Annotated in this window: 24 protein-coding genes; 6 read left to right on the forward strand and 18 right to left on the reverse strand. The window is 38.1% G+C overall.

All coding sequences use genetic code 11. The annotated features are described in order from the left end of the window. Positions 1-115: 115 nt before the first annotated feature. The 6 genes from AC4D4B_RS15735 to AC4D4B_RS15760 form a co-directional block, all read right to left on the reverse strand. Entirely contained in the window at positions 116-1,189 is a 1,074-nt protein-coding gene (locus tag AC4D4B_RS15735; protein ID WP_490996993.1) for a D-alanine--D-alanine ligase, read from the reverse strand. A gap of 193 nt (positions 1,190-1,382) precedes the next feature. Next, positions 1,383-2,150, reverse strand: coding sequence for a hypothetical protein (locus tag AC4D4B_RS15740; RefSeq protein WP_490996994.1), 768 nt, complete (start codon positions 2,148-2,150; stop codon positions 1,383-1,385). 404 nt (positions 2,151-2,554) lie between these two features. Further along, positions 2,555-4,921 carry a penicillin acylase family protein gene (locus AC4D4B_RS15745; RefSeq protein WP_491000487.1) on the reverse strand — a complete coding sequence of 789 codons (2,367 nt, stop codon included), beginning with the start codon at positions 4,919-4,921 and terminating at the stop codon, positions 2,555-2,557. Between the two features lie 141 nt (positions 4,922-5,062). After that, entirely contained in the window at positions 5,063-7,474 is a 2,412-nt protein-coding gene (locus AC4D4B_RS15750) for a heavy metal translocating P-type ATPase (protein ID WP_491000488.1), read from the reverse strand. A 75-nt stretch (positions 7,475-7,549) separates the two neighbouring features. Continuing rightward, positions 7,550-7,756, reverse strand: coding sequence for a copper chaperone CopZ (gene copZ, locus AC4D4B_RS15755; protein ID WP_491000489.1), 207 nt, complete (start codon positions 7,754-7,756; stop codon positions 7,550-7,552). A 12-nt stretch (positions 7,757-7,768) separates the two neighbouring features. Then, entirely contained in the window at positions 7,769-8,104 is a 336-nt protein-coding gene (locus AC4D4B_RS15760; RefSeq protein ID WP_490996998.1) for a metal-sensitive transcriptional regulator, read from the reverse strand. Between the two features lie 180 nt (positions 8,105-8,284). Between AC4D4B_RS15760 and AC4D4B_RS15765 the strand changes: the two genes are divergently transcribed. Then, positions 8,285-8,893, forward strand: a complete 609-nt coding sequence (locus tag AC4D4B_RS15765) for a histidine phosphatase family protein (RefSeq protein WP_490996999.1) — start codon at positions 8,285-8,287, stop codon at positions 8,891-8,893. A 169-nt stretch (positions 8,894-9,062) separates the two neighbouring features. Here AC4D4B_RS15765 and AC4D4B_RS15770 read toward each other — a convergent pair whose 3' ends face one another. Then, positions 9,063-9,872 (reverse strand): AAC(3) family N-acetyltransferase, encoded by an 810-nt coding sequence (locus AC4D4B_RS15770; protein WP_490997000.1) that lies wholly within the window; start codon positions 9,870-9,872, stop codon positions 9,063-9,065. A gap of 68 nt (positions 9,873-9,940) precedes the next feature. Next, the gene (locus AC4D4B_RS15775; RefSeq protein WP_490997001.1) at positions 9,941-10,840 is read right to left on the reverse strand and encodes a diacylglycerol/lipid kinase family protein; all 900 of its coding nucleotides are present in this window, start codon (positions 10,838-10,840) and stop codon (positions 9,941-9,943) included. Between the two features lie 148 nt (positions 10,841-10,988). On the opposite strand from AC4D4B_RS15775, the gene rraA reads away from it, so the two are divergent. Together rraA and AC4D4B_RS15785 are read left to right on the forward strand one after the other, a co-directional pair. After that, complete coding sequence (gene rraA, locus AC4D4B_RS15780) at positions 10,989-11,474, forward strand: ribonuclease E activity regulator RraA (protein ID WP_490997002.1); 486 nt, start codon at positions 10,989-10,991, stop codon at positions 11,472-11,474. A 528-nt stretch (positions 11,475-12,002) separates the two neighbouring features. Next, complete coding sequence (locus AC4D4B_RS15785) at positions 12,003-13,301, forward strand: hemolysin family protein (RefSeq protein ID WP_490997003.1); 1,299 nt, start codon at positions 12,003-12,005, stop codon at positions 13,299-13,301. A gap of 283 nt (positions 13,302-13,584) precedes the next feature. Here the strand turns inward: AC4D4B_RS15785 and AC4D4B_RS15790 are convergent, their stop codons facing one another. Beyond that, complete coding sequence (locus AC4D4B_RS15790) at positions 13,585-13,881, reverse strand: rhodanese-like domain-containing protein (RefSeq protein ID WP_491000490.1); 297 nt, start codon at positions 13,879-13,881, stop codon at positions 13,585-13,587. Positions 13,882-13,968: 87 nt separating this feature from the next. Then, complete coding sequence (locus AC4D4B_RS15795) at positions 13,969-14,223, reverse strand: metal-sensitive transcriptional regulator (protein ID WP_490997005.1); 255 nt, start codon at positions 14,221-14,223, stop codon at positions 13,969-13,971. 263 nt (positions 14,224-14,486) lie between these two features. Here AC4D4B_RS15795 and AC4D4B_RS15800 point away from each other — a divergent pair, with 263 nt between their 5' ends. The 3 genes from AC4D4B_RS15800 to AC4D4B_RS15810 are packed head-to-tail and all read left to right on the forward strand — an operon-like array spanning position 14,487 to position 16,713. Continuing rightward, positions 14,487-15,275 carry a transporter substrate-binding domain-containing protein gene (locus tag AC4D4B_RS15800; RefSeq protein ID WP_491000491.1) on the forward strand — a complete coding sequence of 263 codons (789 nt, stop codon included), beginning with the start codon at positions 14,487-14,489 and terminating at the stop codon, positions 15,273-15,275. Between the two features lie 16 nt (positions 15,276-15,291). Next, positions 15,292-15,954 carry an amino acid ABC transporter permease gene (locus AC4D4B_RS15805; RefSeq protein WP_490997007.1) on the forward strand — a complete coding sequence of 221 codons (663 nt, stop codon included), beginning with the start codon at positions 15,292-15,294 and terminating at the stop codon, positions 15,952-15,954. 18 nt (positions 15,955-15,972) lie between these two features. After that, positions 15,973-16,713: an amino acid ABC transporter ATP-binding protein gene (locus tag AC4D4B_RS15810; protein ID WP_491000492.1), complete on the forward strand. Its 741-nt coding sequence runs from the start codon at positions 15,973-15,975 to the stop codon at positions 16,711-16,713. A 635-nt stretch (positions 16,714-17,348) separates the two neighbouring features. Here the strand turns inward: AC4D4B_RS15810 and AC4D4B_RS15815 are convergent. The 8 genes from AC4D4B_RS15815 to AC4D4B_RS15850 form a co-directional block, all read right to left on the reverse strand. After that, positions 17,349-17,873, reverse strand: a complete 525-nt coding sequence (locus tag AC4D4B_RS15815) for an REP-associated tyrosine transposase (RefSeq protein WP_491000493.1) — start codon at positions 17,871-17,873, stop codon at positions 17,349-17,351. Positions 17,874-18,143: 270 nt separating this feature from the next. Then, positions 18,144-19,400, reverse strand: coding sequence for a CDP-glycerol glycerophosphotransferase family protein (locus tag AC4D4B_RS15820; protein WP_491000494.1), 1,257 nt, complete (start codon positions 19,398-19,400; stop codon positions 18,144-18,146). Between the two features lie 160 nt (positions 19,401-19,560). Next, positions 19,561-20,700 carry a CDP-glycerol glycerophosphotransferase family protein gene (locus tag AC4D4B_RS15825; RefSeq protein WP_491000495.1) on the reverse strand — a complete coding sequence of 380 codons (1,140 nt, stop codon included), beginning with the start codon at positions 20,698-20,700 and terminating at the stop codon, positions 19,561-19,563. A 209-nt stretch (positions 20,701-20,909) separates the two neighbouring features. Next, positions 20,910-21,983, reverse strand: a complete 1,074-nt coding sequence (locus AC4D4B_RS15830) for an ABC transporter substrate-binding protein (RefSeq protein WP_490997012.1) — start codon at positions 21,981-21,983, stop codon at positions 20,910-20,912. Beyond that, positions 21,980-22,780, reverse strand: a complete 801-nt coding sequence (locus AC4D4B_RS15835; RefSeq protein WP_066102542.1) for an ABC transporter permease — start codon at positions 22,778-22,780, stop codon at positions 21,980-21,982. Before AC4D4B_RS15835 ends, AC4D4B_RS15830 begins: the two co-directional genes overlap by 4 nt. Before the next feature lie 10 nt (positions 22,781-22,790). Then, entirely contained in the window at positions 22,791-23,582 is a 792-nt protein-coding gene (locus tag AC4D4B_RS15840) for an ABC transporter permease (protein WP_490997013.1), read from the reverse strand. Beyond that, a complete protein-coding gene (locus AC4D4B_RS15845) occupies positions 23,572-24,678 on the reverse strand; it encodes an ABC transporter ATP-binding protein (protein WP_490997014.1) in 1,107 nt (368 codons plus the stop codon). Before AC4D4B_RS15845 ends, AC4D4B_RS15840 begins: the two co-directional genes overlap by 11 nt. Positions 24,679-24,706: 28 nt before the next feature. Then, on the reverse strand, positions 24,707-25,249 hold the full coding sequence (locus AC4D4B_RS15850) for a helix-turn-helix domain-containing protein (protein WP_490997039.1): 543 nt from the start codon (positions 25,247-25,249) through the stop codon (positions 24,707-24,709). Between the last annotated feature and the right edge of the window lie 117 nt (positions 25,250-25,366).

Below are 25,366 nucleotides of genomic sequence, written 5' to 3' on the forward strand. Positions count from 1 at the left end.
AATTGAGTATGCATAGTCCTATCATTAGTATTAAGCCGGATATGATGAAATCAACCCATCCAGCTTAATACGCTGACTCTTACATTTCTCATTTGTACAGCCAGGCTACAGTGTATTAAATAGTATATTTAATTTTTTGCTTTTCAGCATGTCTTTCAATAGCTAAATTAATCAGTTTTTCAATTAATTGCGGATACTCCACTCCAGTGTGGCTCCAAAGTAATGGGAACATACTAAATGGTGTAAATCCCGGCATTGTATTTACTTCATTAATATAAGCTTTTCCTTCATGTGTAAGGAAGAAATCTGCTCTCACAAGCCCGGAACAATCCAATGCTTTGTATGCCTTAATTGCCATGTCATGCAGCATTTGATATTCTTCCTGAGAAATCTCTGCAGGTATTACCAATGCTGTATCGCCATCTTCGTATTTAGCTTTATAGTCATAAAACGCTTTTTTCGGAATAATTTCCCCTGCAACAGAACACTCAGGATAATCATTTCCAATAACGCCAATCTCAACCTCTCTTGCAGTAACACCTTCTTCAATGATTACTTTTCGGTCGAATTGGAATGCCTCTTCAAATGCTTTATGCAGCTCTTCTGCATTTTCACATTTACTAATCCCAACACTGGAACCTAAGTTTGCCGGTTTAACAAAACATGGATATCCCAATGCTTTTTCTACCTCTTGGCATACCTTTTCTTCATTTCCGCTCCATTCTGAACGTAAATAAGAAACATAACCAACCTGCCCTAACCCAGCCTGGGCAAATATATTCTTCATGATTACTTTATCCATACCTGCTGAAGAAGCAAGAACACCATTTCCTACATATGGAATATTAAGCAACTCGAGCAACCCCTGTACTGTACCATCTTCACCATTAGGGCCATGTAATAATGGGAAAATAACATCGAATGCATCATCAGATCCGTGAGCGATAATACTGTTAAAACCAGTTGTTTGAACAGCCTGACTTCTGTGGTCAAATTCCAGCTCTTTAACAGATTCAACCGGCCCTTGTAATTGCGGTCCTTTAATCCATTCTCCCTCTTCATTTATGTAAATCGGATGTATCTCATATTTAGATGAATCCAATGCTTTGATGACTGCCATAGCAGTTTGCATGGACACTTTATGTTCAGCAGATTTTCCACCATATAATAATCCTAGTTTAATTTTCATTGAATTTACCCTCCGTTAATTGATACATAATATATTGTATCATTTCCTTTTCAGAACATTAAATTAATATGTGACAGGTTCCTCTTATAGGCAAAACTTATATTCTTCTTATTATATGCATATTCGAACATAATTTGTGAACCTGAATATCTGTATAATAAATTAGGAAAACCTCCTTAATTTTACAGGAGGTTTATTTTCCATCTATGACCCACTCTTTCATTTTCTTCTGATAAACGAGATTAACAGTTTGCTGCTTTTGATAAATCGTCCTTAACTCATCTCTCAGCTCATCTTCATGCCGATAATCTCCAACAACCCACACTGGAATCTCGATAGTTTGTCTTGTTTGAATTGACTTATGAAAGCTAATGATTACACCCTCATTAAACAAAGGGGACAACTGTTTCAGAATCTCTATAGGGATTATTGTATTCTCTGTTCTTTTTCTACCGCCAAGCCATAATCGATCCGGCTTATTTGTCTCCACATGCTCAGGAATTAGCTTGGAAATTAACTGGTAAAAATCATTCCAATACCGGTAATAAACTTTATTATAAAAACCATCCTCTAATGTTAAATAGACAAACCGATTATTTAATTTTGGATAAAAGGGAGATCTTAGATGGTTAAATGTATGTCTGATATACAATATTTCAGCAATTTCCCATGGAGCTAATTCTTCCAGCCCCTCAATATCCTCAAAATCAATCCAGCTTATATGCCCATACTCCTTCCCGCTCTCCTTATAATATTTTTTATATGAGGGAAAGGAAACATAATTAAACTGTGTATGCATATCATATTCAACATCCATAAAAGGATGATCCAATAATAAAACATTTGGCGGCGGCTCTTTCAATGATTGCATAAAACTAAAAAAGTCTATGCCAAATGAAGCTACAAAATGCTCAGCTTCTTGTTTATGAAGGTATATAAAATCTCTTTTACCATGTTTCAATACAAACCCCTCCGGCATGTCTTCATCAATACGATGTTAGGTGGCTATTAGACTATTTTGATTAGTCAAGCCTATATCTAATTACCTATTTCCCGCTTATCCTATCGGTATAGATTGTTTCTCCTTTATTCTAGACGATATTAAACCAAAAAAGATTCAAAAAACCGTAAAAAAATTATATTGTAAAGTTGTTGTAACATTGGTAATCCTTTAATCCAACCCTTAGCAAAAAGTGAGTAGGCACCAGCCTTATTTTATAAATACAGATTAAAATTATATAATCCCACTGTTTTAAAAAATTCAAACGTTCACGTAAACTTCTCGTATAAAATTATAAGACTTTTTTCCCAACATTACTAAACTTACGCATCTATTTTTTAATTATTTTACTTATTCGGAAAAAACTACCTTTTTCTTTTTGGTGTTAACAGCAGCTTGACTCCATTCTTTTCATTTAGTTTCGTTAAATGATATGTCCCTGTAACCCAATCTTCCATTTGGTTTTGGTACCATTCGCTTCCTAATTGCCCGGACTGTCCAGGTCCGACTATATGTGAGGCCCTGGATAAATCAGAGAGATCCGCAATAAACCTCCATGATCCTCCATGATTAATTGTTCCTTTCGTATCGTAACCAGCTGCCTGAACCGTAACCGCACTTCCCCCACTCTCTAGTCCCCCCTTATAATTAAACACATGTTGAAGAGGACTGACTGAGGATAGCGGATGCTTAAATTGAATTTGGTGATAATCCCCCCACCTCCAATTAGAAAGATCCCCTCCCTGCATCTCTTTCCCTTTTGCAATAGCTTTCTTCAAGCTGGTTTCCAGCACCGTCTTTAAACCACCCTTTTCTTCAATCCAAATACTCTTTTCACCATTTAACGATTTTCTAAGAAGCTGATCAACAGCTTGCTTTCTGCCTCTGAAAAGGGTGAGCATTTCTTCAGATATATCATCTGCGAATAAGGTGTCCGATATTTCTGCCATCCACAATTGGAAGAGTAACGGAGCTGCCTTTTCTTTGTCATCCATGTAATTCCAGTCCTCTAAAACACCAATGGCCTCTGTTTCTTTAGTCTCTGATATTTCTTCTATAAACTTCGGCAGGAATTCCTCAGCCTGCAGATTTTGCTGATCCATTTGTAATTTCTTCATCTCTTTAATCGTTAATTTATCATTACCTGAAAGAACTTTATCAATCCTCATCTGGCGATAGGGCTGGGCCCAATCATGGCTTATATGATACGGATAGTGTTGATCTGTTACTTTATTGTTAGCCGTTGATATGTAGCCTTTTTCAGCATTAATTGTACGCGGTAACTCGTTATAGGGAATATACCCAATCCACTCATTATCTCCTGTCCAGCCTTCTACCGGTAAAAGAGCATCCTGCTTATCTTTTCGAATAGGAATCTTCCCATTAGCCTTATAAGCAATTGTCCCTTCCTTTGAGGCAAAGACAAAATTTTGTGCCGGCGATTCAAAATCCCCCAGCGCCTTTTCAAATTCGGTCCAATCTTTTGATTTACCCATATTTAGCACGGCCTCCAACTCATTTGAAGGCTGCAAAGCAGTCCACTTTAAAGCTAAAACATGCTCCTTGCCAACACTTCCTAAAAATTCAGAGATGACAGGCCCATGACGTGTAATGGTTATTTTAAAATCCTCCGATTTCTGTCCTTTTATCTTTATCTTCTCATGAATAACTTGAGCTTTTTCCCATTCTTTCTTATAAAGAAATTCATCTTCCTGTTCAGGATTTCTCTTCTCAATATATAAATCCTGTACATCAGGTCCCACATTCGTAACTCCCCATGCAATAGTTTGATTATGACCTAAAATGATTCCTGGAATGCCCGCAAAAATGACACCACTAACATTATAGCCAGGCCCTTCCAAATGATTTTGATACCAGACAGAGGGGGTGGCCAATGATAAATGTGGATCATTTGCCAATAAAGGTTCTCCTGATTGGGTCTTCTCACCTGAGACTACCCAATTATTGCTTCCGTTATATTCATTCGGGACAACAGAAGAAGATAAACTGCCTTCTATGTCGAGTTCATCTTTCGTTATATTCACTGGTGCTCCTGCAGGGTAACTTGGAAATAATTCATATGCTTTTTCCTTCGGGAAACTTTGCAGCAAATAATGGCGAAAAGCCTGACTGTTCCAGTTTCCTCCTAAATCAAAGGCCATATACTTACCAATCGTCAGTGAATCAATCGGAGTCCACTCCTCTGGCTCATACCCAAGAAAGGTAAACTCTATCGGCCATTTCCCATTGGCCTTTTTTTCTTTTATGTAGGTATTTACACCCTCAGCAAATGAATGAAGTATTTCTTTTGCCTCCGGTGAATAGGCTTCATAAGAATCTTCAGCAGCTCTTCTCAAACCTAGAGTTCGGAAATATTTATCGTTTTTAAGCATGGCTTCTCCTATTACTTCACTTAATCTGCCTGATGCCTGCCTTCTTGATAAATCCATTTGAAACATCCTATCCTGAGCCTGTACATAACCTTGGGCAAAAAATAAATCCTGTGTATCATCGCCCTTTATATGCGGAACTCCTTCTTGATCACGTAAAACCTCCACCTCATTATGTAACCCCACCAGCTCAAGTTCACCTTCTATTTTCGGTAAAGACCGTTTAACAAAATAAACTGCTCCCAGCGAACCAATTAAAAGAATGACTACTAAAATAGCAAGGACCCATAAACTAATTTTCTTCCCCTTTGACATCCGTTTCCTCGGAATCTCTATTTCCATAATATCCCACCCCTCATACTTTTTACATTCTATAAAAGATGAGAGTTTCCTTTATTTGTTTTAAACCATTACCCAGCCGCTTATTGTTATAAAACGCAAAAAAATGCCGACACTTACCATGTCGGCACTTCCCTATTCTATTTACTTTAGCTTAATTCGTTGAAGACGCAGGGCATTTAAGACCACACTCACCGAACTGAATGCCATAGTACCACCTGCCAGCCAAGGGGCGAGCAGTCCCATAAACGCCACTGGAATTCCGAGCGTATTATAGCCAAAAGCCCAAAATAAATTTTGCTTAATATTACGCATCGTCTGCTTACTTAAATAAAATGCATCTGCTATTCCATTTAAGTCGCCCTTCATCAATGTAATATCAGCCGCTTCAATTGCAATATCTGTACCTGTGCCAATAGCAATACCGATATCGGCCAACGCCAGGGCCGGAGCATCATTAATGCCGTCACCGACCATCGCTACTTTTCTTCCTTCAGATTGCAATTTTTTAATTGCATTTGCCTTTCCTTCTGGAAGAACTTCAGCAATCACATGTTGAATACCAGCCTGCTTTGCGATGGTCTGCGCGGTGCTCTGATTGTCTCCTGTAATCATCCACACATCGATGCCCATCTCCCTTAGACGTTGCACCGCCTGTCGGGATGTCTCTTTAATCGTATCAGCCACAGCAATGATACCAGCAACATTTCCATTCACCGCAGCAATCATCGCTGTTTTCCCTTCTTTCTCAAGATCCTCCATAAACGGTTGAGTAGAGGTGATATCAAGCTGATTAGCCGTCATCCATTTTCTCGTTCCTACCAGGACTTCATCCTGCCCAACAGAAGCGCGAATTCCAAATCCCGGAGTACTTTGAAAATCGATTGCTTCTGTAAGCTCCAGATTATGCTCATGGGCCGCTTCGACTATAGCCTGAGCCAGAGGATGCTCGGATGGTTTCTCCGCTGCCGCTATGAGTTTTAACAGTTCTTCCTGATACCAATTTCCGATTGGTACAATATCCGTTAAAATCGGTTTACCATTTGTTATTGTCCCTGTCTTATCCAACAGTACGGTATTAATCTGATGAGCGGTCTCTAAATGCTCTCCGCCTTTAAATAAAATACCAAATTCAGCTGCCCGGCCAGACCCAGCCATTATGGATGTCGGTGTAGCCAACCCTAACGCACATGGACAGGCTATTACAAGAACAGCAATCATATTTTCTAGAGCCGTAGTGAAATTTCCCCGGTCCACGATAAAATACCATGCTATAAATGTCAAAACGGCTATTCCTACTACAATCGGAACAAAAACACCTGATATTTTATCCGCTAAACGCTGAATTGGAGCCTTCGAACCCTGGGCCTGTTCGACCACTCTAATAATTTGGGATAGGGCTGTATCCTTACCAACTTTAATAGCCCTCATCTTTAATGCACCATTTTTATTTATGGTAGCCCCGAAGACTTGGTCCCCTGGATTTTTATCAACTGGGACACTTTCACCCGTTAACATGGATTCATCTACAGCTGAACTTCCTTCGAGTACTTCACCATCCACAGGAATGCGCTCTCCAGGTTTCACTTGGATTAAATCTCCTACGATCACATCGGCAAGCGAAACTTTCACTTCCTTTTGATCACGAATGACAATTGCCGTCTTGGGCTGCAAGCCAATCATCTTCTTAATGGCATCTGATGTACGGCCTTTTGCCTTAGCCTCAAATAATTTACCCAGCAAAATTAAAGTAATTAAAATGGCACTTGTTTCAAAATAGAGATGCGGCATCTCAGCATAATGATGCCCGCTCTTTACTATAGATTCATATAAACTATAAAAATAGGCAGCAGATGTACCAAGCACCACTAATACATCCATATTGGCACTGCCATTTCGCAGAGCCTTATAGGCCCCTTTATAAAATTGCCAACCAATAACGAACTGAACGGGCGTCGCCAAAGCCAGCTGAACCCACGGGTTTAGTAAAATATCCGGTATATACATCCAGGAAGTGAAAGAAAAATGGGCTACCATCGTCCATAATAGTGGCAATGAAAGGAATGCAGCTGCTATAAACTTAAGCTGTTGTTTTTTGATAGCCGATTGCCTCGGGTCTTCACTTTCCTGTTTATGCTGTTCCTTTGGTGAAGCACCATAGCCTAATTTTTCTATTTTGGCAATGAGATCTTTCTCAGATAACTCACTGCTAGAATATTCAATCGTGCCTGATTCCAAGGCAAGATTTATATTGGCATTTAAGACACCCTCCGTCTTGTTCAGTACCTTTTTAATTCTGGCTGAACAGGCGGCACAGGTCATTCCGGTAATCATTAGTTCCGCTACTCTCGTTGTAACTCCGTACCCTATCTTTTCTATTTTTTCTCTTAAATCGTTCGCTGATACGAGATTAGGATCATAAAGAATAGTAGATGTTTCAGTGGCTAAATTCACATTCGCCTCTTTTACACCCTCCATTTTTCCAAGCACCTTTTCAATCCTTGCCGAGCAGGCGGCACAGGTCATTCCAGTAATCTGCAAATGGACATGCTTCATAAATTCACCACCTTGTTGTTGAACTTGCATCTATTTGAATAGGGCATGGCATAGCCCATTAATTCAATTCACATATTAATCGACATCATACCCTTGTTCATCAATAGAATCTTTAATGGTTTCTAGATTAACCATTGCCGGATTATATTGGACTTCCACTTTTCCCGTATCCAATGTAACCTTCACAGAACTCACTCCGTTCAACTCACTTACACTGCCTTCAACTGCTTTCACACAATGCCCGCAAGACATACCTTTTACATTTAAGATCGTTGTTTCCATTCTAAATTCCTCCTATTTTTTCATTAATTTTTGTATGGTAATTAATACTTCATCGAGTACTTCCATATCACCCTGTTGAATTCTTTCTGCTACACATGATTTCATATGTCCTTCTAGCATCAACTTTCCAACAGCATTCAGAGCTGATTGCGTAGCTGCAATCTGGGTTATAATATCATCGCAATATACATCCTTTTCAATCATTCCTTTAATCCCTCTAATCTGCCCTTCAACCCTATTTAAACGACTGATTAAATTTTTTTTCACGTTATCAGAATGATGGCTTTTTCGTTCTTGATCATGATGGCAATGATTACCCATCTCTTCAGTAATCTCTATCTCGCTCATAGTGACCTCCCTCCGATTATCTATTATTAAATATACTATACCCCCCTATAGTATATTCATCAATGTTTATCACTTATGATCGATCTATTCAAAGTTAGACTGGCAATCCATTGTTTTTCTATCCAACCATGATTGCGTTATACTTATGATTATTCACAAATTGCAAAGGAGACATGTACGTTGCTAACAATCTACTTAACTAGACACGGACTTACAGAATGGAATGTCAATCGTATTATGCAAGGCTGGGGAAATGGCGAACTGACCGAAAAAGGTATTAATGATGCAAAAGCTCTTGGAAAGAGGCTTGCTGATGTAAAACTTGATAAAGTGTACAGCAGTACATCAAAACGTGCCTATGAAACAGCTCAATATATTATCGGTGAACGTGAGATTAGCCTGATTAAGGATGATGACTTACGTGAAATGCATTTTGGAGATTGGGACGGGCGCATCAGAGATGAAATTGAGGCGGAATTTCCAGAGGAATTTAAAATTTTTTGGGAAACCCCACATTTATTTGAGACAGAGACAGGTGAAACCTTTAATCAGCTCAAGAAAAGAGCTGTCGATGTGTTCGAAAGAATTATAAACGAAAACCCTTCCGGTACCATCCTTATTGTGACCCATTCTATTTTCCTGCGTGTTCTGCTTACGCATATTAAAAACACACCACTTTCAGACGTCTTTAAAGCGACACCGCCAGGGAATACAAGTTTAACGAAGCTTGAATTTCATGATGGCAAATTGGAGCTTCTATTCGAAAATGATATGCAGCACGTAGAATAAATAATCCAACGAGGCTTTTCCAAACAAGTTTTCGGGAAAGCCTCTTTATGTACATAATCAATGTAAAGAACAGTGAGGATATTTGATCAAGTTGGAAACAGCCATCAAGAAAAGAACACATTACGGTAAATAAAAGAACGATCTCATTCTTCGATAATCTGCTATAAAGCTAAACCTTCGCCTTCGCTTCATTCTTAAAGTATTCCACTGCATAATCAACTGCCTCGCAAAAGGAAAATAACTTGGAATCAGCACTGCCAATTTTACCTTTAGTAACGGAGTACTGTTGTTCGAATGCAATTCCGATTGTATCAAATTCAGTATCATCATATTCAATATCCGTATACTCCACCCATTTCCGCTCTCCATCTACAAGGATTGGAGTACCTTTTTGAATTACTTCTCTGGTACCAGATCGATATTCTGCCAAATGAAAGCAGGTGTTCGTTTCATAGCTCGTTCCGATAAACAGGACATGAGCATCTAAATCATAGAGTTTTCTTAGTGGAGATCCTTCACCCAATCCATTTTCCAATTGATGATTGGCAAGGATTTCACCATTACGCTTACCCCATGCAGTAAACGAAACATTTGGATGGTTGCTTCTTAAAACACCTGGATATGTACGAAATAGCTCTGCAATTTTTCCCATGCCATATGTAGGTGTAACAGCAGGTTCAAAAGCTGGCATTGTATTTCTCACGGTTTCCCACCATTCCCAAGGGATTGGTGGGTTCAACCATTCAGCTGGGTCTGACAAATCCGCAGATTGAGCCGGCATGATAATGGTTCCTTCTTCTGTAACAGAATCCATCAATGCCTGAATAATGGCAACAGCTCCTCCATTCACCCATCCAACTGATGATAGCGAGGAATGAACAAGGACATTCATACCTCTTTTTAACCCCATTTTGCGCATATCAGTACGTAGCATCTCTCTTGTACGGGGGAATGGTGTATTTTCTATCAACTTAGACATAAATTCACTTCCGATTCTGGCTTTTCTACCATTTTAAAGGAAAAGGTATACTTTGTAACCCCAAGATACTAATAACCCTTGATCATGTGTATATGATGCTTTAGGATTTCCATAGTTGCGGGAGTTTCCAAATAAATTTCGCCATCTGTGTCCGCTTCCAGCACTTCTTCTGTTTCAATTGACAATGATTTCGTCTGCAAATGGAACAGCCTTGTTTCAGCATCATTTAGGTTTACATCAGGAGAATTAAGAGAATACAGATCAAGAAAAGCACCAAATGATGATTCTTTTACTACTAATACATCAAATAGTCCATCATCTATATTAATGGATGGCAGAGGTATTTGATTGGATCCAATGTATCTCCCATTCAGCACCATGATCATCACTGCCTCATCTTCATATTCACCTTGATCAGTCTTCATTTTATAACGAAAAGTCTCCGCCTCTTTCACCGTTCGTAATGCACTAATAAAGTAACTCATTTTCCCCATTAATCTCTTTTGGTTTTCATCAATATTACTTGATGTATGAGTGATTAGGCCAATTCCCCAGAAATTAAGAAAGTAGTGGTCAGCATTAACTTTCCCTACATCTACCGGAACTTGTTGACCATTCATGATTGTCTCTGCCGCTTTTTTTAGATTTTGCGGGATATTGAGCATTCTGCTGAAATCATTGCATGTACCTCCCGGCAAAATAGCTAAAACAGGCCTCTTATCCAGAGCAGCAAGCCCATTGACAGCTTCATGAACCGTTCCATCTCCACCCAGAATAATAACAAGGTCATACCCTTCACCAAGCTCAAAACAGATTTTTTTAGTTTCTCCTGCCTCTTCCGTTTGCACCACTTTTAATTCTTTCGTTTCAGTACTAATTACAGGAAGTACGGCAGCAAGTGCCCGATCTGTTTCCGTCTGACCAGCAGCGCCATTGTAAATAAATAGTACCTTATTAAACATACTCATTATTTTTTCTCCTTATCTTCGGAAAAACTTGTATCTCTTATATTCCCATGAAGCCGATATTTAGAAACATTCAACTCTTAATAAATGGAAAATTTACAGAAAATTCAATATAATAAACTTGCAACTAAATTTTGAAAGGATGTTTTCCATGAAAACGGCTGATTTATGTGATGAGTACGCTGACAGGTTAAGGCTATGTAAAACCCCCTTCTATTCTTATGGTAAGAAAAAGGAATTTCAGGGCGAAATACGAACCGTTGAGGTATATGAAGACAATTCATTGGTAAAAGAAAGCTTGGAAACAATTGAGCCTGGAACTATTTTAGTTGTAGATGGCGGAGGCTCTCTGAATTGCGCATTATTGGGTGACCAGTTGGCAGCCATTGCAGCTGAGAGAAAAATAAATGGAATCATTATTAATGGATGTGTCCGGGATTCAGCTGATTTGGCCCATATAGAAATTGGAATAAAAGCCATTGGGACATGCCCATTTAAAAGTAAAAAGAGAGGCGAAGGTACAAAAGGCGGAACCCTATCATTCGGAAACGTAGAATGGTCTCCTGGACAATTTGTGTATGCTGATGATGATGGGATTATTATTTCAGAAAAACCATTGGAATCCAAGCCGGGATAAAATATATCTCGGCTTTTTTGATGAGTCGAAAGTCATTATTTCCGCTTAAAACGAACACTTGTTCTTATTATTGCTAAATGTATGCTATAATGAACTAGCAAAAGTCACTTCCATTAAGCAGACACCAACCAACCGAAATGGAGTGATGTCCCATGTCAATCTTTGAGACATTTATGGTAACATTCAGCTTTGCCACCTTACTTCTGACAGTAATCACGATAAATAATAAAAAATAGACCTCACTGCTCTAAAAAGATAGTGAGGCCTAAAAAAAATCAATACTCGTCTCCGTTAAGGAGTGGCTTTTGCAGAATCATGAATGCCCACCATTCATGATTCTTTCTATTTAAAGAGTATCATAAAGATTGAGCAAAGTCACTCACAGGAGTATCCTGTATATACGTGTATTTTTTCCCACATGTCGCAAAAAAGTTTAAACCGGTTCCTGATGGTGAAGAAATATACAAAGGGATATTTGTCAGGAGGTGAATCTTTACTCCGGACGAGTAAAGAGATTGAATGGAGACGATGGACATAGTTAATATAGTCTTACTTTTATTTTTATTAGCAAGTACGATGTTCTTTGTGGCATCGGAATTTGCCATTGTTAAGGTCCGTGCGACCAGAATAGATCAGCTTGTTGCAGAAGGAAATCGAAAAGCAATAGCAGCCAAGAGGGTCGTAACACATTTAGATGAATATTTATCAGCAACACAACTTGGGATTACGATTACCTCATTAGGAATCGGTTGGCTAGGGGAGCCCACTGTTAAACATCTCATTGATCCCCTATTTGAAAAATTGCATATCCAGGAATCGGTAGCAAGCATCATTTCCTTTGTGATTGCGTTCTCTATTATTACCTTTTTACATGTGGTAGTGGGAGAATTGGCGCCTAAATCCGTTGCGATTCAAAAAGCCGAAACGATTACAATGAATTTCGCACGGCCGCTTATTATGTTTTATAGAGTGATGTTTCCGATTATATGGGCGCTGAACCATTCTGCCCGATTTATCACCAGCCTATTTGGCATAAAACCGGCTAGCGAAGGAGACATTGCCCATTCTGAAGAAGAGTTGCGGATGATTCTGACCGACAGTTATAAAAAGGGAGAAATCAATCAATCTGAGTTTAAATATGTAAACAATATCTTTGAGTTTGATGATCGGATTGCCAGAGAAATTATGGTGCCGCGGACAGAGATTCAAACGTTTCAAAAGGATGATATTTTAGAAGATATTGTTGCTTCCTTAAATAATGAACAATATACGCGCTATCCCGTTACGGATGGAGATAAAGATACGATTATTGGTTTTGTGAATGTTAAGGAATTACTAACAGCCAGTCTTAGAAGCGGTTTGAAAACAGATATGCCTATCCGTGATTATGTTAAACCACTTATCACGGTGATTGAAACGATTCCTATACATGATTTACTTGTGAAAATGCAGAAGGAACGCATACACATAGCCGTGTTACTTGATGAGTACGGCGGTACTTCCGGTATTGTCACAGTTGAAGATATTCTTGAGGAAATCGTTGGGGAAATCCGTGATGAGTTCGATACAGATGAGCTACCAGAGATTCGTAGAATAGGTGACTATCATTATATTCTAGATGCTAAAATGCTATTGTCTGAGATTGAGGATTTGCTTGGAATACACATGGACTATCCGGATGTAGACACATTAGGGGGTTGGTTTTTAACTCATAAAATCGATGCAGCCATTGGGGATACATTGGAAGAGAATGGATTTATCTTTACAGTAGAGGATGCAGAAGATCACCATCTTTTATATATTGAAGTGAAAAAAGCAACCGAATAAATACTAAAAGGAGCATGCACACTGAATGGTTGAAAGGTTGTATGCTTAATGCCAGAATAATAAGGTAGTATTATGAGCCCCTCATTATCGAGGCTTTGATGATTATATTTGGATTTTCCTATGATGTGGCAGCAAAGTATTTAATCGGATCCAGTAAATCGATATGAACATCAATAAAATATTAGGATTCTATAAATCCATCTGAATTTAATAAATTTCAAGAAATGGATTGCAAAAAAAGAAGACGAGAATGGGATAGACCCTGAATTCTCGTCTTTTCTTATTATTCAGTTTCCCCTTCCCACTCAAGCATGCCACCATTCATATTGGTTACATCATATCCTTCAGATTCAAGAAACTGAACAGCTCTGGTGCTTCTTCCTCCTGCATGGCAAACAACTATATATTCTTTTGATTTATCCAACTCATTCATCCGAAATTCAAGCAGGCCTAAAGGAATATTAACCGCGGTTGGAATTTTCCCGTTGCGTACTTCATCTACTTCTCGAACATCAATAATATTTAAAGACTGCCCTTCAGCCAGTTTCGCTTCCACTTCTTGTGGCTCAATTGTTTTCATTGTACTGATTCCGCCTCCTTTAAAATTCCCTATCCCATTACCCCTATAGGTATATCAAATTTTAATAAAAAAAGCCAACCGGAACTCTCAGCGACTTTTGACCAACAAATGCACTGCTTCATTCACTAACTTTTCCTTCTCTACATCCTCCGCATTTTTCACGCACTCTATAAGGTTATTGCTGACGATGACTCCAATTGTCTTGTCTACTGCAGAACGTACCGCAGACAGCTGAGTCACGACTTCTTTGCAATCCTTTCCATCCTCCATCATTTTAAGTATCCCGCGTAATTGACCTTCCATCCTCTTAATACGGTTTTTAACTTTATCATCATATTCCATCTTAAAATCACTCCTTAACTTACTCAAATCTATATCAATGAAAAATTCATTCTTCAGCCTCTTCTTTATACCATTTATCCCCCATTAATTAGTATCAGTATACCTGAAAATCTCAGCTTATTCTACGATGACATACAGGTCCTTCTTCTTACTGTTTACTATTCCAATAAAGTTGTTTTTTAGTATTTTGGTTAATTACTGGCATTTATGGGTATTTAGTTAGAAAGCAAGCTCTATTGACACTGAAAGGAGATTCAACTGGAATGAAAAAAAATATTCTTCCGTTTATCTTTCTACTCCTCCTGCTAGGTTCCTTGACTGCCTGCGCAGAAAAGGAGCAAATGGCCAGCGGGGCAGAATTGATTAATAAAGATCAATTCGTTTTCACCGCTTCCGGGGAATTTAAGCCCTTCAGCTATATGAACGATGATATGACAATGACTGGATTTGATATTGAAGTTGGGGAAGCCATCGCTAAACAATTGGGACTTGAACCTGTCCAAAAACAAATGAAATTTAAAGGAATTGTTGAAGGTGTAAAGACAGGGAGAGCTGATGCTGCAGTGGCCAGCCATACCATTAATGAGGCACGTTCAAAATTCGTCCTCTTTTCCACTCCCTACTACTATTCGGGTCCACAAATTTTTACCCGCCCAGACAGTAACATCAAAACAGTTAAAGATTTAAAAGGAAAAGAAGTTGCAGCCGCCAAAGGATCTACATACGCAGACACTGCGAGCAGATATACATCTAATATTAAAACATACGATAGTGATGTGACTGCACTCAAGGCATTAAGCAATGGCCGACATGATGCTGTCATCACTGATTTTGTCACAGGCAAAACTGCTGCCAAAGAAGGCTTCAAAATTGTTGGACAACAGCTGATTGAACGAAGTGAGCAGGCTATAGTGCTTCCACAGGATAATCCAAAACTTCTTGAAGAGGTCAATAAAGCACTTGAGGAACTACGTAAAAACGGTACTCTATCAAAAATTAGTATGAAGTATTTTGGTGAAGACATTACTCAAAAACCAGATAATAAAGAATGAAAGGGAGCTGTTACGATTGCAAGATTTATCGCATTTTTTTCAAACATTAGTTGATACCCGCGGGGTATTCTTCGATGCACTTCTGTTAACTCTTGAATTGACTGTCGTCTCCATCATAATCGGAATTATAATAGGACTATTTGTAGCTTTACTTAAAATCTCGAAAATTAAATTGCTCGGTTACATATCAGATGCTTATATATATCTTGTTCGCGGAACCCCATTAATTGTCCAAATCTTCATCCTTTATTTTGGGTTCAGCGGCATCTTTCTTATTCCGGATTTCTGGGCAGCATCATTGGCTCTTGCCTTTCATAATGGCGCCTATATTGCTGAGATTTTCCGTGGAACCATTCAATCTATTGATAAAGGACAAATGGAGGCTGGCCGCTCGCTTGGTATGACACGCGGACTCGCCATGCGCCGAATCATTTTCCCTCAAGCCTTACGAAGAGCCCTTCCACCACTAGGTAACCAATTTATTATCGGTCTCAAGGATTCTTCTCTCGCTGCCTTCATCTCATTGAATGAGCTGTTTAATGTGGCGACCACACTCGGATCCAATAATTTTGACGAGATGACCTACTTACTCATCGTTGCCGTCTACTATCTACTATTGGTTGCTGTGTTAACACTGGGTCTTCGAGCACTTGAAAAAAGAATGGCAATAAGCGATTAGTAAGAGGGGGAAACAAAAATGAATGAACTACGAGAAATGATTAAAGTAGAAAATCTGAATAAGTCCTTTGGAGATCTGCATGTATTAAAAGATATTAATTTGACCGTCTACGAAAGTGATGTTGTCTGTTTACTTGGTTCAAGCGGATCTGGTAAAAGTACATTGCTTCGCTGCTTAAACTACCTTGAAAAAAAGGATAGAGGCTCCATCATTATCGAAGGTGAACAAATCGAAACAACGACACATGATATTAATGAAGTACGTCAAAAAATCGGGATGGTCTTTCAGCACTTTAACCTCTTTCCTCACAAGACTGTTCTGGAAAATATAATTGAAGCACCTATTATGGTAAAGAAAATTGCCAAAGATACAGCTAAACAAGAAGCATTAGAGCTATTAACAAAGGTTGGCCTTGATGACAAGGCAGATGTTTACCCAAATAAACTATCCGGTGGACAAAAGCAACGTGTAGCCATCGCCCGTGCCCTGGCGATGAAACCTGATATCATGCTATTCGATGAACCAACCTCCGCCCTGGACCCAGAGCTGGTTGGTGAAGTATTGACCACCATGAAGGAACTCGCCCAGGAAGGAATGACAATGGTCATTGTCACCCACGAAATGGGCTTCGCCCGCGAAGTTGCTGACCAAATCCTCTTTATGCACGAAGGAAACATCCTGGAAAAAGGCACTCCTGAGCAAATATTTGAAAACCCTAAAGAAGAACGGACACGAGAGTTCTTTGGAAGTCAGTTATAAGATCCCTAACTATGTTGAACCCTCCATTAATGGGAGGGTTTTTTATGTATTCTAGCTTCGTCATGGACTTCATCCACCTTTGATACACCTATACTGGGGTATAGCCGGGGCATAGATGGGTCATAGGTCGGGAAGAGCTCCTTTCCACCGGACTTCACCCACCTTTCATCCACCTTTACCCCGGTATAGCCGGTCCATAGGTACCTCATAGGTCGGGAAGAGCTCCTTTTCTCCGGACTTCATCCACCTTTGATACACCTATACTGGGGTATAGCCGGGGCATAGATGGGTCATAGGTAGGGAAGAGCTCCTTTCCACCGGACTTCACCCACCTTTCATCCACCTTTACCCCGGTATAGCTGGACCATAGGTGCCTCATAGCTCGGGCATAGCTCCTTTCACCTGGACTTCATCCACCTTTCACCCACCTTTACCCCCGGTATAGCCAGTCCATAGGTGCCTCATAGCTCGGGCATAGCTCAGCTTCCCCCTACACTTCACCCACCTTTCACCGACCTTCCACATAATATAGGTAACTTTTTAAGACTGCACAAAGGTGGACCAGAAATGTCCATATGACTCTTCCATAAAAAAGGTGCCCAATGAATGAGGCACCTTTTAATATATGACAACCATTATGACTGTTTTTCAATGAATTTTTTATATAATTCTTTTGAATTATTTGGGTATAAAGAATAGGTAGTATCCGTTTCGATTAGTGGATGATTTCGAGGAGAGTGATTGGAGAATGTGGCATAGCTGCTCCACTGATAATCCTGTGGGTTTGTAACCAATCCTGCTGCAACAGGATTTATATGAATATATTTGCTAACATTTAAAAAATCATTTGAGCTATCAACGATTCTGAAATAGTAACTGGCTTGAAATACATGCCCTTGAGATTGATAGGTATAGTTATAATACATGGCATATCTTTGTTGAATGGTTTGCATGATTTTGCTTAAAGGAGAATTGAAGGTTTCTAAGAGAAGGTGAAAGTGATTGTTCATAAGGCAGTACGCATGGAGCTTAAAATCATATTTGCTATGGGCTTCAGCAAGAATAATCATGAATCTATGTTTATCGATCATATTATGAAATATCGGCTCCTTTCTAACCCCTCTATTAGTGATATGGTATATTGAATTTTTATCAAACATATTGTGATTGTCGAGCAATAATAATACCCCTTTTATTTAGTAATATATTAATATTTCGCATAAGAATAGTCTAATTCCTTTATGAATGTGAAATTTTAAACATATATTAATTCATTTATACTACAATCCAATCAAGCAGATGGTACATCCGGCTTGATCTTAGCTCAACCGTACATTGCTCTTTATACTGCAAATAAATCTATAACTGCAAAAAAAGGTGAAGAAAAACCAATCCGCTTTTCTCCACCTTTTTAAATATCGCCTCTATAATTATTTGAAAATCTTCTCCACTACTCTTTTACTTGCTTCTCCATCATCTAAATCATTAAACTTTTTATTAAATTGTGCATATCTGACTTTGTATTCTTTAAAGTCATCCTCCACAGATTTGATAGCTCTGATTATATCGTCTTCCTTTTTTATAATAGGCATTGGTAGCTCATCTAAGCTTATATAAAAGTCTCGTAAGTTATTTTGATAATTTTCTAAGTCATACATATAAAAGAGGATAGGCCTGTTTAAATTAGCATAATCGAAAAAGACACTGGAGTAATCAGTTATTAACAAATCACTTATCACATAGAGATGATTTATATCATCATAATTGGAAACATCATAAATGAAGCCTTGATATTTTTCAAAGTCAAACATATTAGACACAAAATAATGAGTTCTAAATAGAATAATGTAATCTGAACTAATCTCTTTTTGAAGTTTTTCGAAGTCCAACTCTAAATTATACGTATAACCTACCCCAGATTTATGTTGATCATCTCTAAATGTCGGAGCATAAAGAATTATTTTTTTGTCATCCGGTAAATTTAGTCTTTCCTTAATGTCTTTTATATCTTTTTCAGTATAGTTAAACAGATAGTCGTTACGTGGATAACCTTCTTCAATAATAATGCCTTCCTTATTTAACCCCTTCAAATTGAACGCTGAAATAAACTTTTCGGAAGCAAAAGGTGAAGGTGATATGAAGTAATCAAATCTGCTAGCATCCTGATCGTTTCGTTTTCTAATATCATCTATATCGTTCAGTACACTTCCACTGACTTCAATGTCATACCTCAGTTTTTTCAGTGGTGTTCCATGCCATGTTTGAACATACACTTGTCCAGGCCTTTTCTCAACATGGATGGGAACCATTGAATTAGATATCCAGTATTTTGATGTTGAGTAATATTTATAATATTCATCCGATCCCCATTTCACCAACTTCGTATTCGAGTTAGTGAAATAAGGTGCCTTATCTTCAGGTTTTTTAAATGCCCAAATAAATGTATAATCCTTGAATTGATCACTATTTATCATATATTCATAGATAGCTTTAGGGGTATCTGTGTAACTTCTGCCCATAAATGATTCAAATATAATATGCTTGTCATTTATCACCATCCTATTATATTTTTTGTATTTGATGGCACGATACTTATTTAATGCAAACCGGAAGATTTTTCGAAATGCACTATTTTTTTTAGATATATCAACCATAAGGGCTTTTACGTTTTTTTTAGTCTTTTTCATCGTAGTCCTCCGCTGTTCTTATATGCTAATAATCCTGACTATTCACCTTATTTTCAGATAGTCTATATTATACATCAGACTAATAGCCACCATTCTCATTATGGGTAATAAATAGCTACGGTGCTATTTTTCAATTTAAACTAAAAGTTTTTCATATAATCTAATTCGCAGATTTTTTCACCTGATTTTGAGCACACAAATCCAGTATATATTTAGCCAATGTGTTTGTCGCTGTTCCTTCCTGATGTGAAATATACTTATCTCTATAATCTCTCACCAGGTTAAGATTATATTCTGTATGTTTAATCGCACGCATTAATTCATTTATATCTCCATATACACAACCTGGCATTTCCTCATATAAATCCATGTTTAACCCATTTTTATCCTTATAGTTCTCATAATCATATACATAAAAATAAAGAGGTTTTACTAATATAGATGCTTCTATGGAAATAGCAGAATAATCGGTTATAACATAATCTGCAACCGTAAGTAACTCAAGTGAGCTAAACTCCGGACAGGTATACACTCGATCATCAAAATATTCACCACTTCTGACAGGGTGTCCCTTAATAATGAGCGAATACTCATCTAAATCCACATTTTTTATGACCGTATCATACGGGATATGCTCACCTTCTCTAAAAGTAGGAGCATACAAAATAACCTTTTTTTGCTTTAAGGATGGATAGGCTGTAATTATTTTCTTTTGAATCTCCGTTTCTTCTGTAATAAGATAATCAATTCTCGGCAGACTGATTACCTTTATTTTATCAGCAGTTGTTTGAAAGGCTTCGCAATATTTTGGAATCATTGCATTTGATCCACATATTACCACATCGTAATTTTTATGCATATCCATTGCTTTGGCCAAATCTCCACTTCTGCCAAATGATTTATTAAGGGTTTGGAAACCAAACTTCTTAATTGCACCTAAGGAGTGCCAAATCTGTACAATTTCCAAATTTTCTCTATGCTTCAGCACACTGACAGGAATGCAATATGAATCAATAATACCTATTTCAGAAGTAGCTAAATAATACATTTGTTTATATAAGTGAAAGTAATAATTCACTTTCGCTTTTAATCCTTTATCTAATTTTTGGCACAAAAATACAACCTGATAATCTGGATTTTCCTTACGTATCTCTTCCTTTAACATGAGAAAATCAATACCAGGTTGGTTTGATTGCCTGCTTATAAATACTATTCGGTTCTTCATATTAGTTGTTAATTTAATGAAAAAATAGATAATCCTTAGATGTACTTTAAATAACTTAATAATAAAGATTTTCATATGTCTCCCCTCAGATCAAGGTACTCCCTTAGAAAATAATAAGGACTTATTAGGTGAATTCTTTCATTCTATTTTCCTTTTCAATATATAAAAAGCTACCAAAGAACTTAATGGATTGTCAACATTGGACAAATTATCAATGGGCCCAGTGAATTTTAAACCTACAAAGAAAAACCGACCCACCCTCAGGTGAAATCGGTTTTCTGGTTTCATTTTTTATGCATTTTAAATTCAAGGAAGAGTTCATTATAATGCGCGAGCATCTTTTTGCCGAGATTATCGTAGACCTCAAGTCGGTCTGTTAGCTCAGCAGGTGGATAGAAGCGTTCATCCCCTGAAACTTCTTCTCCTAAAATTTCTAACGCTGCATTATTTGGTGTGGAATAGCCAACATAGTCTGCGTTTTGAGCAGCATTTTCAGGATCGAGCATGAAGTTAATGAATTGGTGTGCTCCGTCCACATTTTTGGATGTCTTCGGAATGACCATATTATCAAACCAGAGATTAGAGCCTTCTTCCGGTACTACATAATCAATGTTTTCATTATCCCACATAATATCAGCTGCATCACCGGACCAAACCAACCCGACTGCTGCCTCTTCCTGAGCGAGAAGCATTTTGATCTCATCACCCACGATTGCTTTAATATTCGGAGTTAATGTATCCAGTTTATCCTTAGCTTCCTGCAGATGCTCTTCATTTGTGTCATTTAATGAATAGTGAAGGCTATTCAATCCCATTCCAATGACTTCACGAGCACCATCAACAAGCAAGATTTTATTTTCTAATTCTTCATCCCATAAATCATTCCAGCTTTTGAATTCTTTATTCGGAAGGAGCTTTGTATTATATGCAATTCCGACTGTTCCCCAAAAATATGGAATAGAATACTTATTTCCCTTATCAAAGGAAAGGTCGAGGAAGCGAGAATCAATGTGCTTTAAATTTGGTATTTTATCGTGATCTATTTCAATCAACAGGTCTTCTTCCTTCATTTTGCTGATTGCATATTCTGAAGGAACAGCTACATCATAGGACGTACCGCCCTGTTCGATTTTTGTCATCATCGCTTCGTTTGAATCGAAGGTTTGGTATATGACTTTAATGCCTGTTTCCTCTTCAAATTTTTCAATTAAATCCGTATCGATATAATCTCCCCAGTTGTAAACCGTTAAGGTATTATCTCCGGCATATCCTTCATGTGCATTTAATCGATTGATCAAATATAAAAGGCCGAATGATACAACCAAAATCAGAATCAGGGTACGGGTTAGCTTGCTCATTCCTTAACCCCCATTCGCGGTTTGGTGCTTCTTTGTGTAATAAAGTAATATCCAATAACCAATAAAATTGTAAATAAGAATAGCAAGGTTGATAATGCATTAATCGTTAACGATATACCTTGACGAGCCATGGAGTAGATTTCTACGGATAGTGTGGAGAATCCATTCCCTGTCACGAAGAAGGTTACCGCAAAATCATCCAGTGAATAGGTCAATGCCATAAAGAACCCAGCAAAAATACCAGATGTGATGTAAGGCAGGATAACCTTTGTCAACACATTCCACTGGCTCGCCCCCAAGTCACGTGCCGCATCAATTAATGTCGGGCTCATTTCCTGAAGTTTAGGCAATACCATAATCACGACAATAGGAACACTGAAAGCGATATGGGATAAAAGGACAGACATAAAGCCAAGTTTAATCCCAATAATGGTGAACATAATTAAGAAGGAAGCACCAATAATGACATCAGGGCTTACAATCAAAACATTGTTCAAGGAAAGTAATGTATTTTTCGTCCTTCTCTTGCGTACCTCATGTATCGCCAGTGCTCCAAATACACCAATCACTGTAGAAATTGTAGCTGATAGCAGCGCAATAACCAATGTATTCAACACAATAATAAGCAATCGTGTATCGGCAAACACTTCTTTATACCATTGCAGCGTAAAACCATCAAAGCCATGCATTTTTCCGCCGCTGTTAAATGAATAGAACATCAGATAGAAAATTGGTGCATAAAGGATGGCAAACACTAAGATTAAATATAGATTTGATAACTTAAATTTCTTTTTCATTGTCCATCCCTCACTTTCTTCTGCCTGTCAGAATCATGATTAATGCCATTGCGATAATTAGGAATACCGCTATCGTAGCTCCCATTCCCCAATCTTGCGTAACGAGAAAATGCTGTTCAATTGCTGTTCCCAATGTAATCACTCGGTTTCCTGCAATCAAACGAGTAATCATAAACAGTGACAGGGCTGGGATAAAGACAGCCTGTGCACCGGATTTAACTCCGTCGAGCGTCAGAGGGAAAATGACACGGCGGAAAGTCATCCATTTGGATGCCCCGAGATCGCTGGCTGCATCTACATAGGATTGGTTCATTTCCTCTAGCGCATTGTAAATTGGCAATAGCATAAACGGTATAAATATATAAGTAGAAACAAAGATGAAACTAAAATCAGTAAATAGAATTTGCTTTGTTCCTATTCCAAGAACCTCTAAAAAGGCGTTGGCAGCACCATATGTGCCAAAAATACCAATAAAGGCATATGCTTTCAAAAGTAGATTAATCCAGGTTGGTAAGATAATTAATAAGAGCCATAATTGCTTATGCTTTGTTTTCGTTAATAAAAATGCCGTTGGGTATGCAATTAATAAAGAAATAACTGTAACTAAGAATGCATACCAAAACGAACTTAATGTCATTTTCAAATAGACTGGTGTAAAGAATTTGCTGTAATTATCCAACGTGAATTGGCCGTCAATCCCAATAAAGGAGTAATAGACAACCAGGATAATCGGGAATACAACAAATAATGCAATCCAAATAGAGTATGGGATCAGATAGAGAGTTTTCGCTTTATTCTTCATGGCCGGCCTCATTATATGCTTCTAAGCGTTTATCGAATTCTTCTTCCGTTTCCCCCGGCAGCATGACATGAATGGCTTCTTCATCAAAACTCAACCCAATTTCTTCCCCAACAACTGCTTTTTTCGTGGAGTGCACTAACCACTCATTACCCGCTTCATCAAAACAGCAAATTTCATAGTGAACGCCACGGAATAATTGGGAATCAACGCGTACCTGCATTTTTCCTTGTTCAAGTGTAGTAATCTCTAAATCCTCAGGGCGGATTACCACTTCTACAGTCTCATTTTCTCTGAAACCACCGTCTACGCAGTCAAAACGTTTATCCGCAAATTCTACTACATAGTCGGCAATCATTTTACCAGGTACTATATTAGATTCTCCGATAAAGTCTGCGACGAATCGGTTAACAGGCTCATCATAGATATCAGTTGGCGTACCGCTTTGCTGAATTCTGCCTTTGTTTAAAACAAAAATCTCATCACTCATCGCCAATGCTTCTTCTTGGTCATGTGTAACAAAGATGAAGGTAATACCAAGGCGGCGTTGAAGCTCACGCAATTCATATTGCATTTCAGTACGAAGCTTTAAATCGAGCGCTGATAAAGGTTCATCAAGTAAGATTACTTCCGGTTCGTTTACAATCGCACGGGCAATGGCTACACGTTGGCGCTGCCCACCGGACATTTCTTTAATTTCACGGTTTTCATACCCAGCCAGGTTAACAAAGCGTAATGCTTCTGTTACTTTCTTGGCAATGTCTGCATTTTTCATTTTCTTAATGCGTAAACCAAATGCAACATTTTCAAATACATTTAGATGTGGAAATAGGGCGTAATCCTGAAATACTGTATTTACCTGGCGCTCATTGGCCGGGACATTATTTATTAATTTACCGTTAAAGTAGATCTTTCCTTCAGAGGGCTGCATAAATCCGGCAATTAAGCGGAGAATCGTAGTTTTTCCACAACCTGATGGTCCTAAGAGTGTATAGAATTTCCCTCTTTCAATTTCAAAGCTAACATCATTTAATACTGCTGGATCGTCATCATATTGCTTCGTGACGTTCTCAAAACGAATAATTGTATGATCATTCATGTTCATTACTCCTTCTTGTGGATATTAATTATAGATAAGAATCCGTCGCTACAAGCAATAATTCTGAAATCCCGTCGAAATCATTAATGATCTGATGTTCTTCGGTTGCGTTAAAATAAATTGCTTCTCCTGCCTTGGCAAAGTATGTCCTTCTGCCGAGTGTTATCATGATTCTCCCTTTTAATACATAGCCAAATGTCTCTGAAAGTGAGGGCTCAAATTTTTTGAACTCTCCCTTTTCCTGCAATGTAAGCAGTATGGGTTCCATTTCTTTTTCATTTGATTCTGGAACAAGCCATTGGATTTGATAACCCCGATCTTCATCTATAAAATCTGTTGTATCATTTTTTCCGTATACTACTTTTTGTTCACGTTCTTCCTCATCAAAAAATTGCTTTGGGGTACAGCCGAGAACCTCGAGTATGTCGAAGAATGTTTCGATAGATGGTGAACTAAGACCTCTTTCAAGTTGTGAAATATACCCTTTACTTAAATCTGTTCTTTCACCAAGTTCTTCTTGAGTCAGACCTTTTTTTAATCTTAAATTTTTAATTTTGCTTCCAATCTCCATTAACATGGTATGACCTCAATTTCGTTTATTATAAGTAAACTCTAACTAGAGAAAGTTTATTATTATCAAACTTAATGTTTACTATCAAACTCAAATTATTATACAACATTTTGAGGA

Source organism: Pradoshia sp. Z6_59 (assembly GCF_058267515.1).

Coding starts and splice junctions, on each gene's coding strand:
- AC4D4B_RS15745 (WP_491000487.1), bottom strand. CDS start 4,921: ATGGAAATAGAGATTCCGAGGAAACGGATGTCAAAGGGGAAGAAAATT.
- AC4D4B_RS15845 (WP_490997014.1), bottom strand. CDS start 24,678: ATGAATGATCATACAATTATTCGTTTTGAGAACGTCACGAAGCAATAT.
- copZ (WP_491000489.1), bottom strand. CDS start 7,756: ATGGAAACAACGATCTTAAATGTAAAAGGTATGTCTTGCGGGCATTGT.
- AC4D4B_RS15770 (WP_490997000.1), bottom strand. CDS start 9,872: ATGTCTAAGTTGATAGAAAATACACCATTCCCCCGTACAAGAGAGATG.
- AC4D4B_RS15820 (WP_491000494.1), bottom strand. CDS start 19,400: ATGAAAAAGACTAAAAAAAACGTAAAAGCCCTTATGGTTGATATATCT.
- AC4D4B_RS15850 (WP_490997039.1), bottom strand. CDS start 25,249: ATGGAGATTGGAAGCAAAATTAAAAATTTAAGATTAAAAAAAGGTCTG.
- AC4D4B_RS15785 (WP_490997003.1), top strand. CDS start 12,003: ATGGACATAGTTAATATAGTCTTACTTTTATTTTTATTAGCAAGTACG.
- AC4D4B_RS15840 (WP_490997013.1), bottom strand. CDS start 23,582: ATGAAGAATAAAGCGAAAACTCTCTATCTGATCCCATACTCTATTTGG.
- AC4D4B_RS15815 (WP_491000493.1), bottom strand. CDS start 17,873: ATGTTTGATAAAAATTCAATATACCATATCACTAATAGAGGGGTTAGA.
- AC4D4B_RS15790 (WP_491000490.1), bottom strand. CDS start 13,881: ATGAAAACAATTGAGCCACAAGAAGTGGAAGCGAAACTGGCTGAAGGG.
- rraA (WP_490997002.1), top strand. CDS start 10,989: ATGAAAACGGCTGATTTATGTGATGAGTACGCTGACAGGTTAAGGCTA.
- AC4D4B_RS15750 (WP_491000488.1), bottom strand. CDS start 7,474: ATGAAGCATGTCCATTTGCAGATTACTGGAATGACCTGTGCCGCCTGC.
- AC4D4B_RS15760 (WP_490996998.1), bottom strand. CDS start 8,104: ATGAGCGAGATAGAGATTACTGAAGAGATGGGTAATCATTGCCATCAT.
- AC4D4B_RS15825 (WP_491000495.1), bottom strand. CDS start 20,700: ATGAAAATCTTTATTATTAAGTTATTTAAAGTACATCTAAGGATTATC.
- AC4D4B_RS15830 (WP_490997012.1), bottom strand. CDS start 21,983: ATGAGCAAGCTAACCCGTACCCTGATTCTGATTTTGGTTGTATCATTC.
- AC4D4B_RS15810 (WP_491000492.1), top strand. CDS start 15,973: ATGAATGAACTACGAGAAATGATTAAAGTAGAAAATCTGAATAAGTCC.
- AC4D4B_RS15835 (WP_066102542.1), bottom strand. CDS start 22,780: ATGAAAAAGAAATTTAAGTTATCAAATCTATATTTAATCTTAGTGTTT.
- AC4D4B_RS15800 (WP_491000491.1), top strand. CDS start 14,487: ATGAAAAAAAATATTCTTCCGTTTATCTTTCTACTCCTCCTGCTAGGT.
- AC4D4B_RS15795 (WP_490997005.1), bottom strand. CDS start 14,223: ATGGAATATGATGATAAAGTTAAAAACCGTATTAAGAGGATGGAAGGT.
- AC4D4B_RS15775 (WP_490997001.1), bottom strand. CDS start 10,840: ATGAGTATGTTTAATAAGGTACTATTTATTTACAATGGCGCTGCTGGT.
- AC4D4B_RS15735 (WP_490996993.1), bottom strand. CDS start 1,189: ATGAAAATTAAACTAGGATTATTATATGGTGGAAAATCTGCTGAACAT.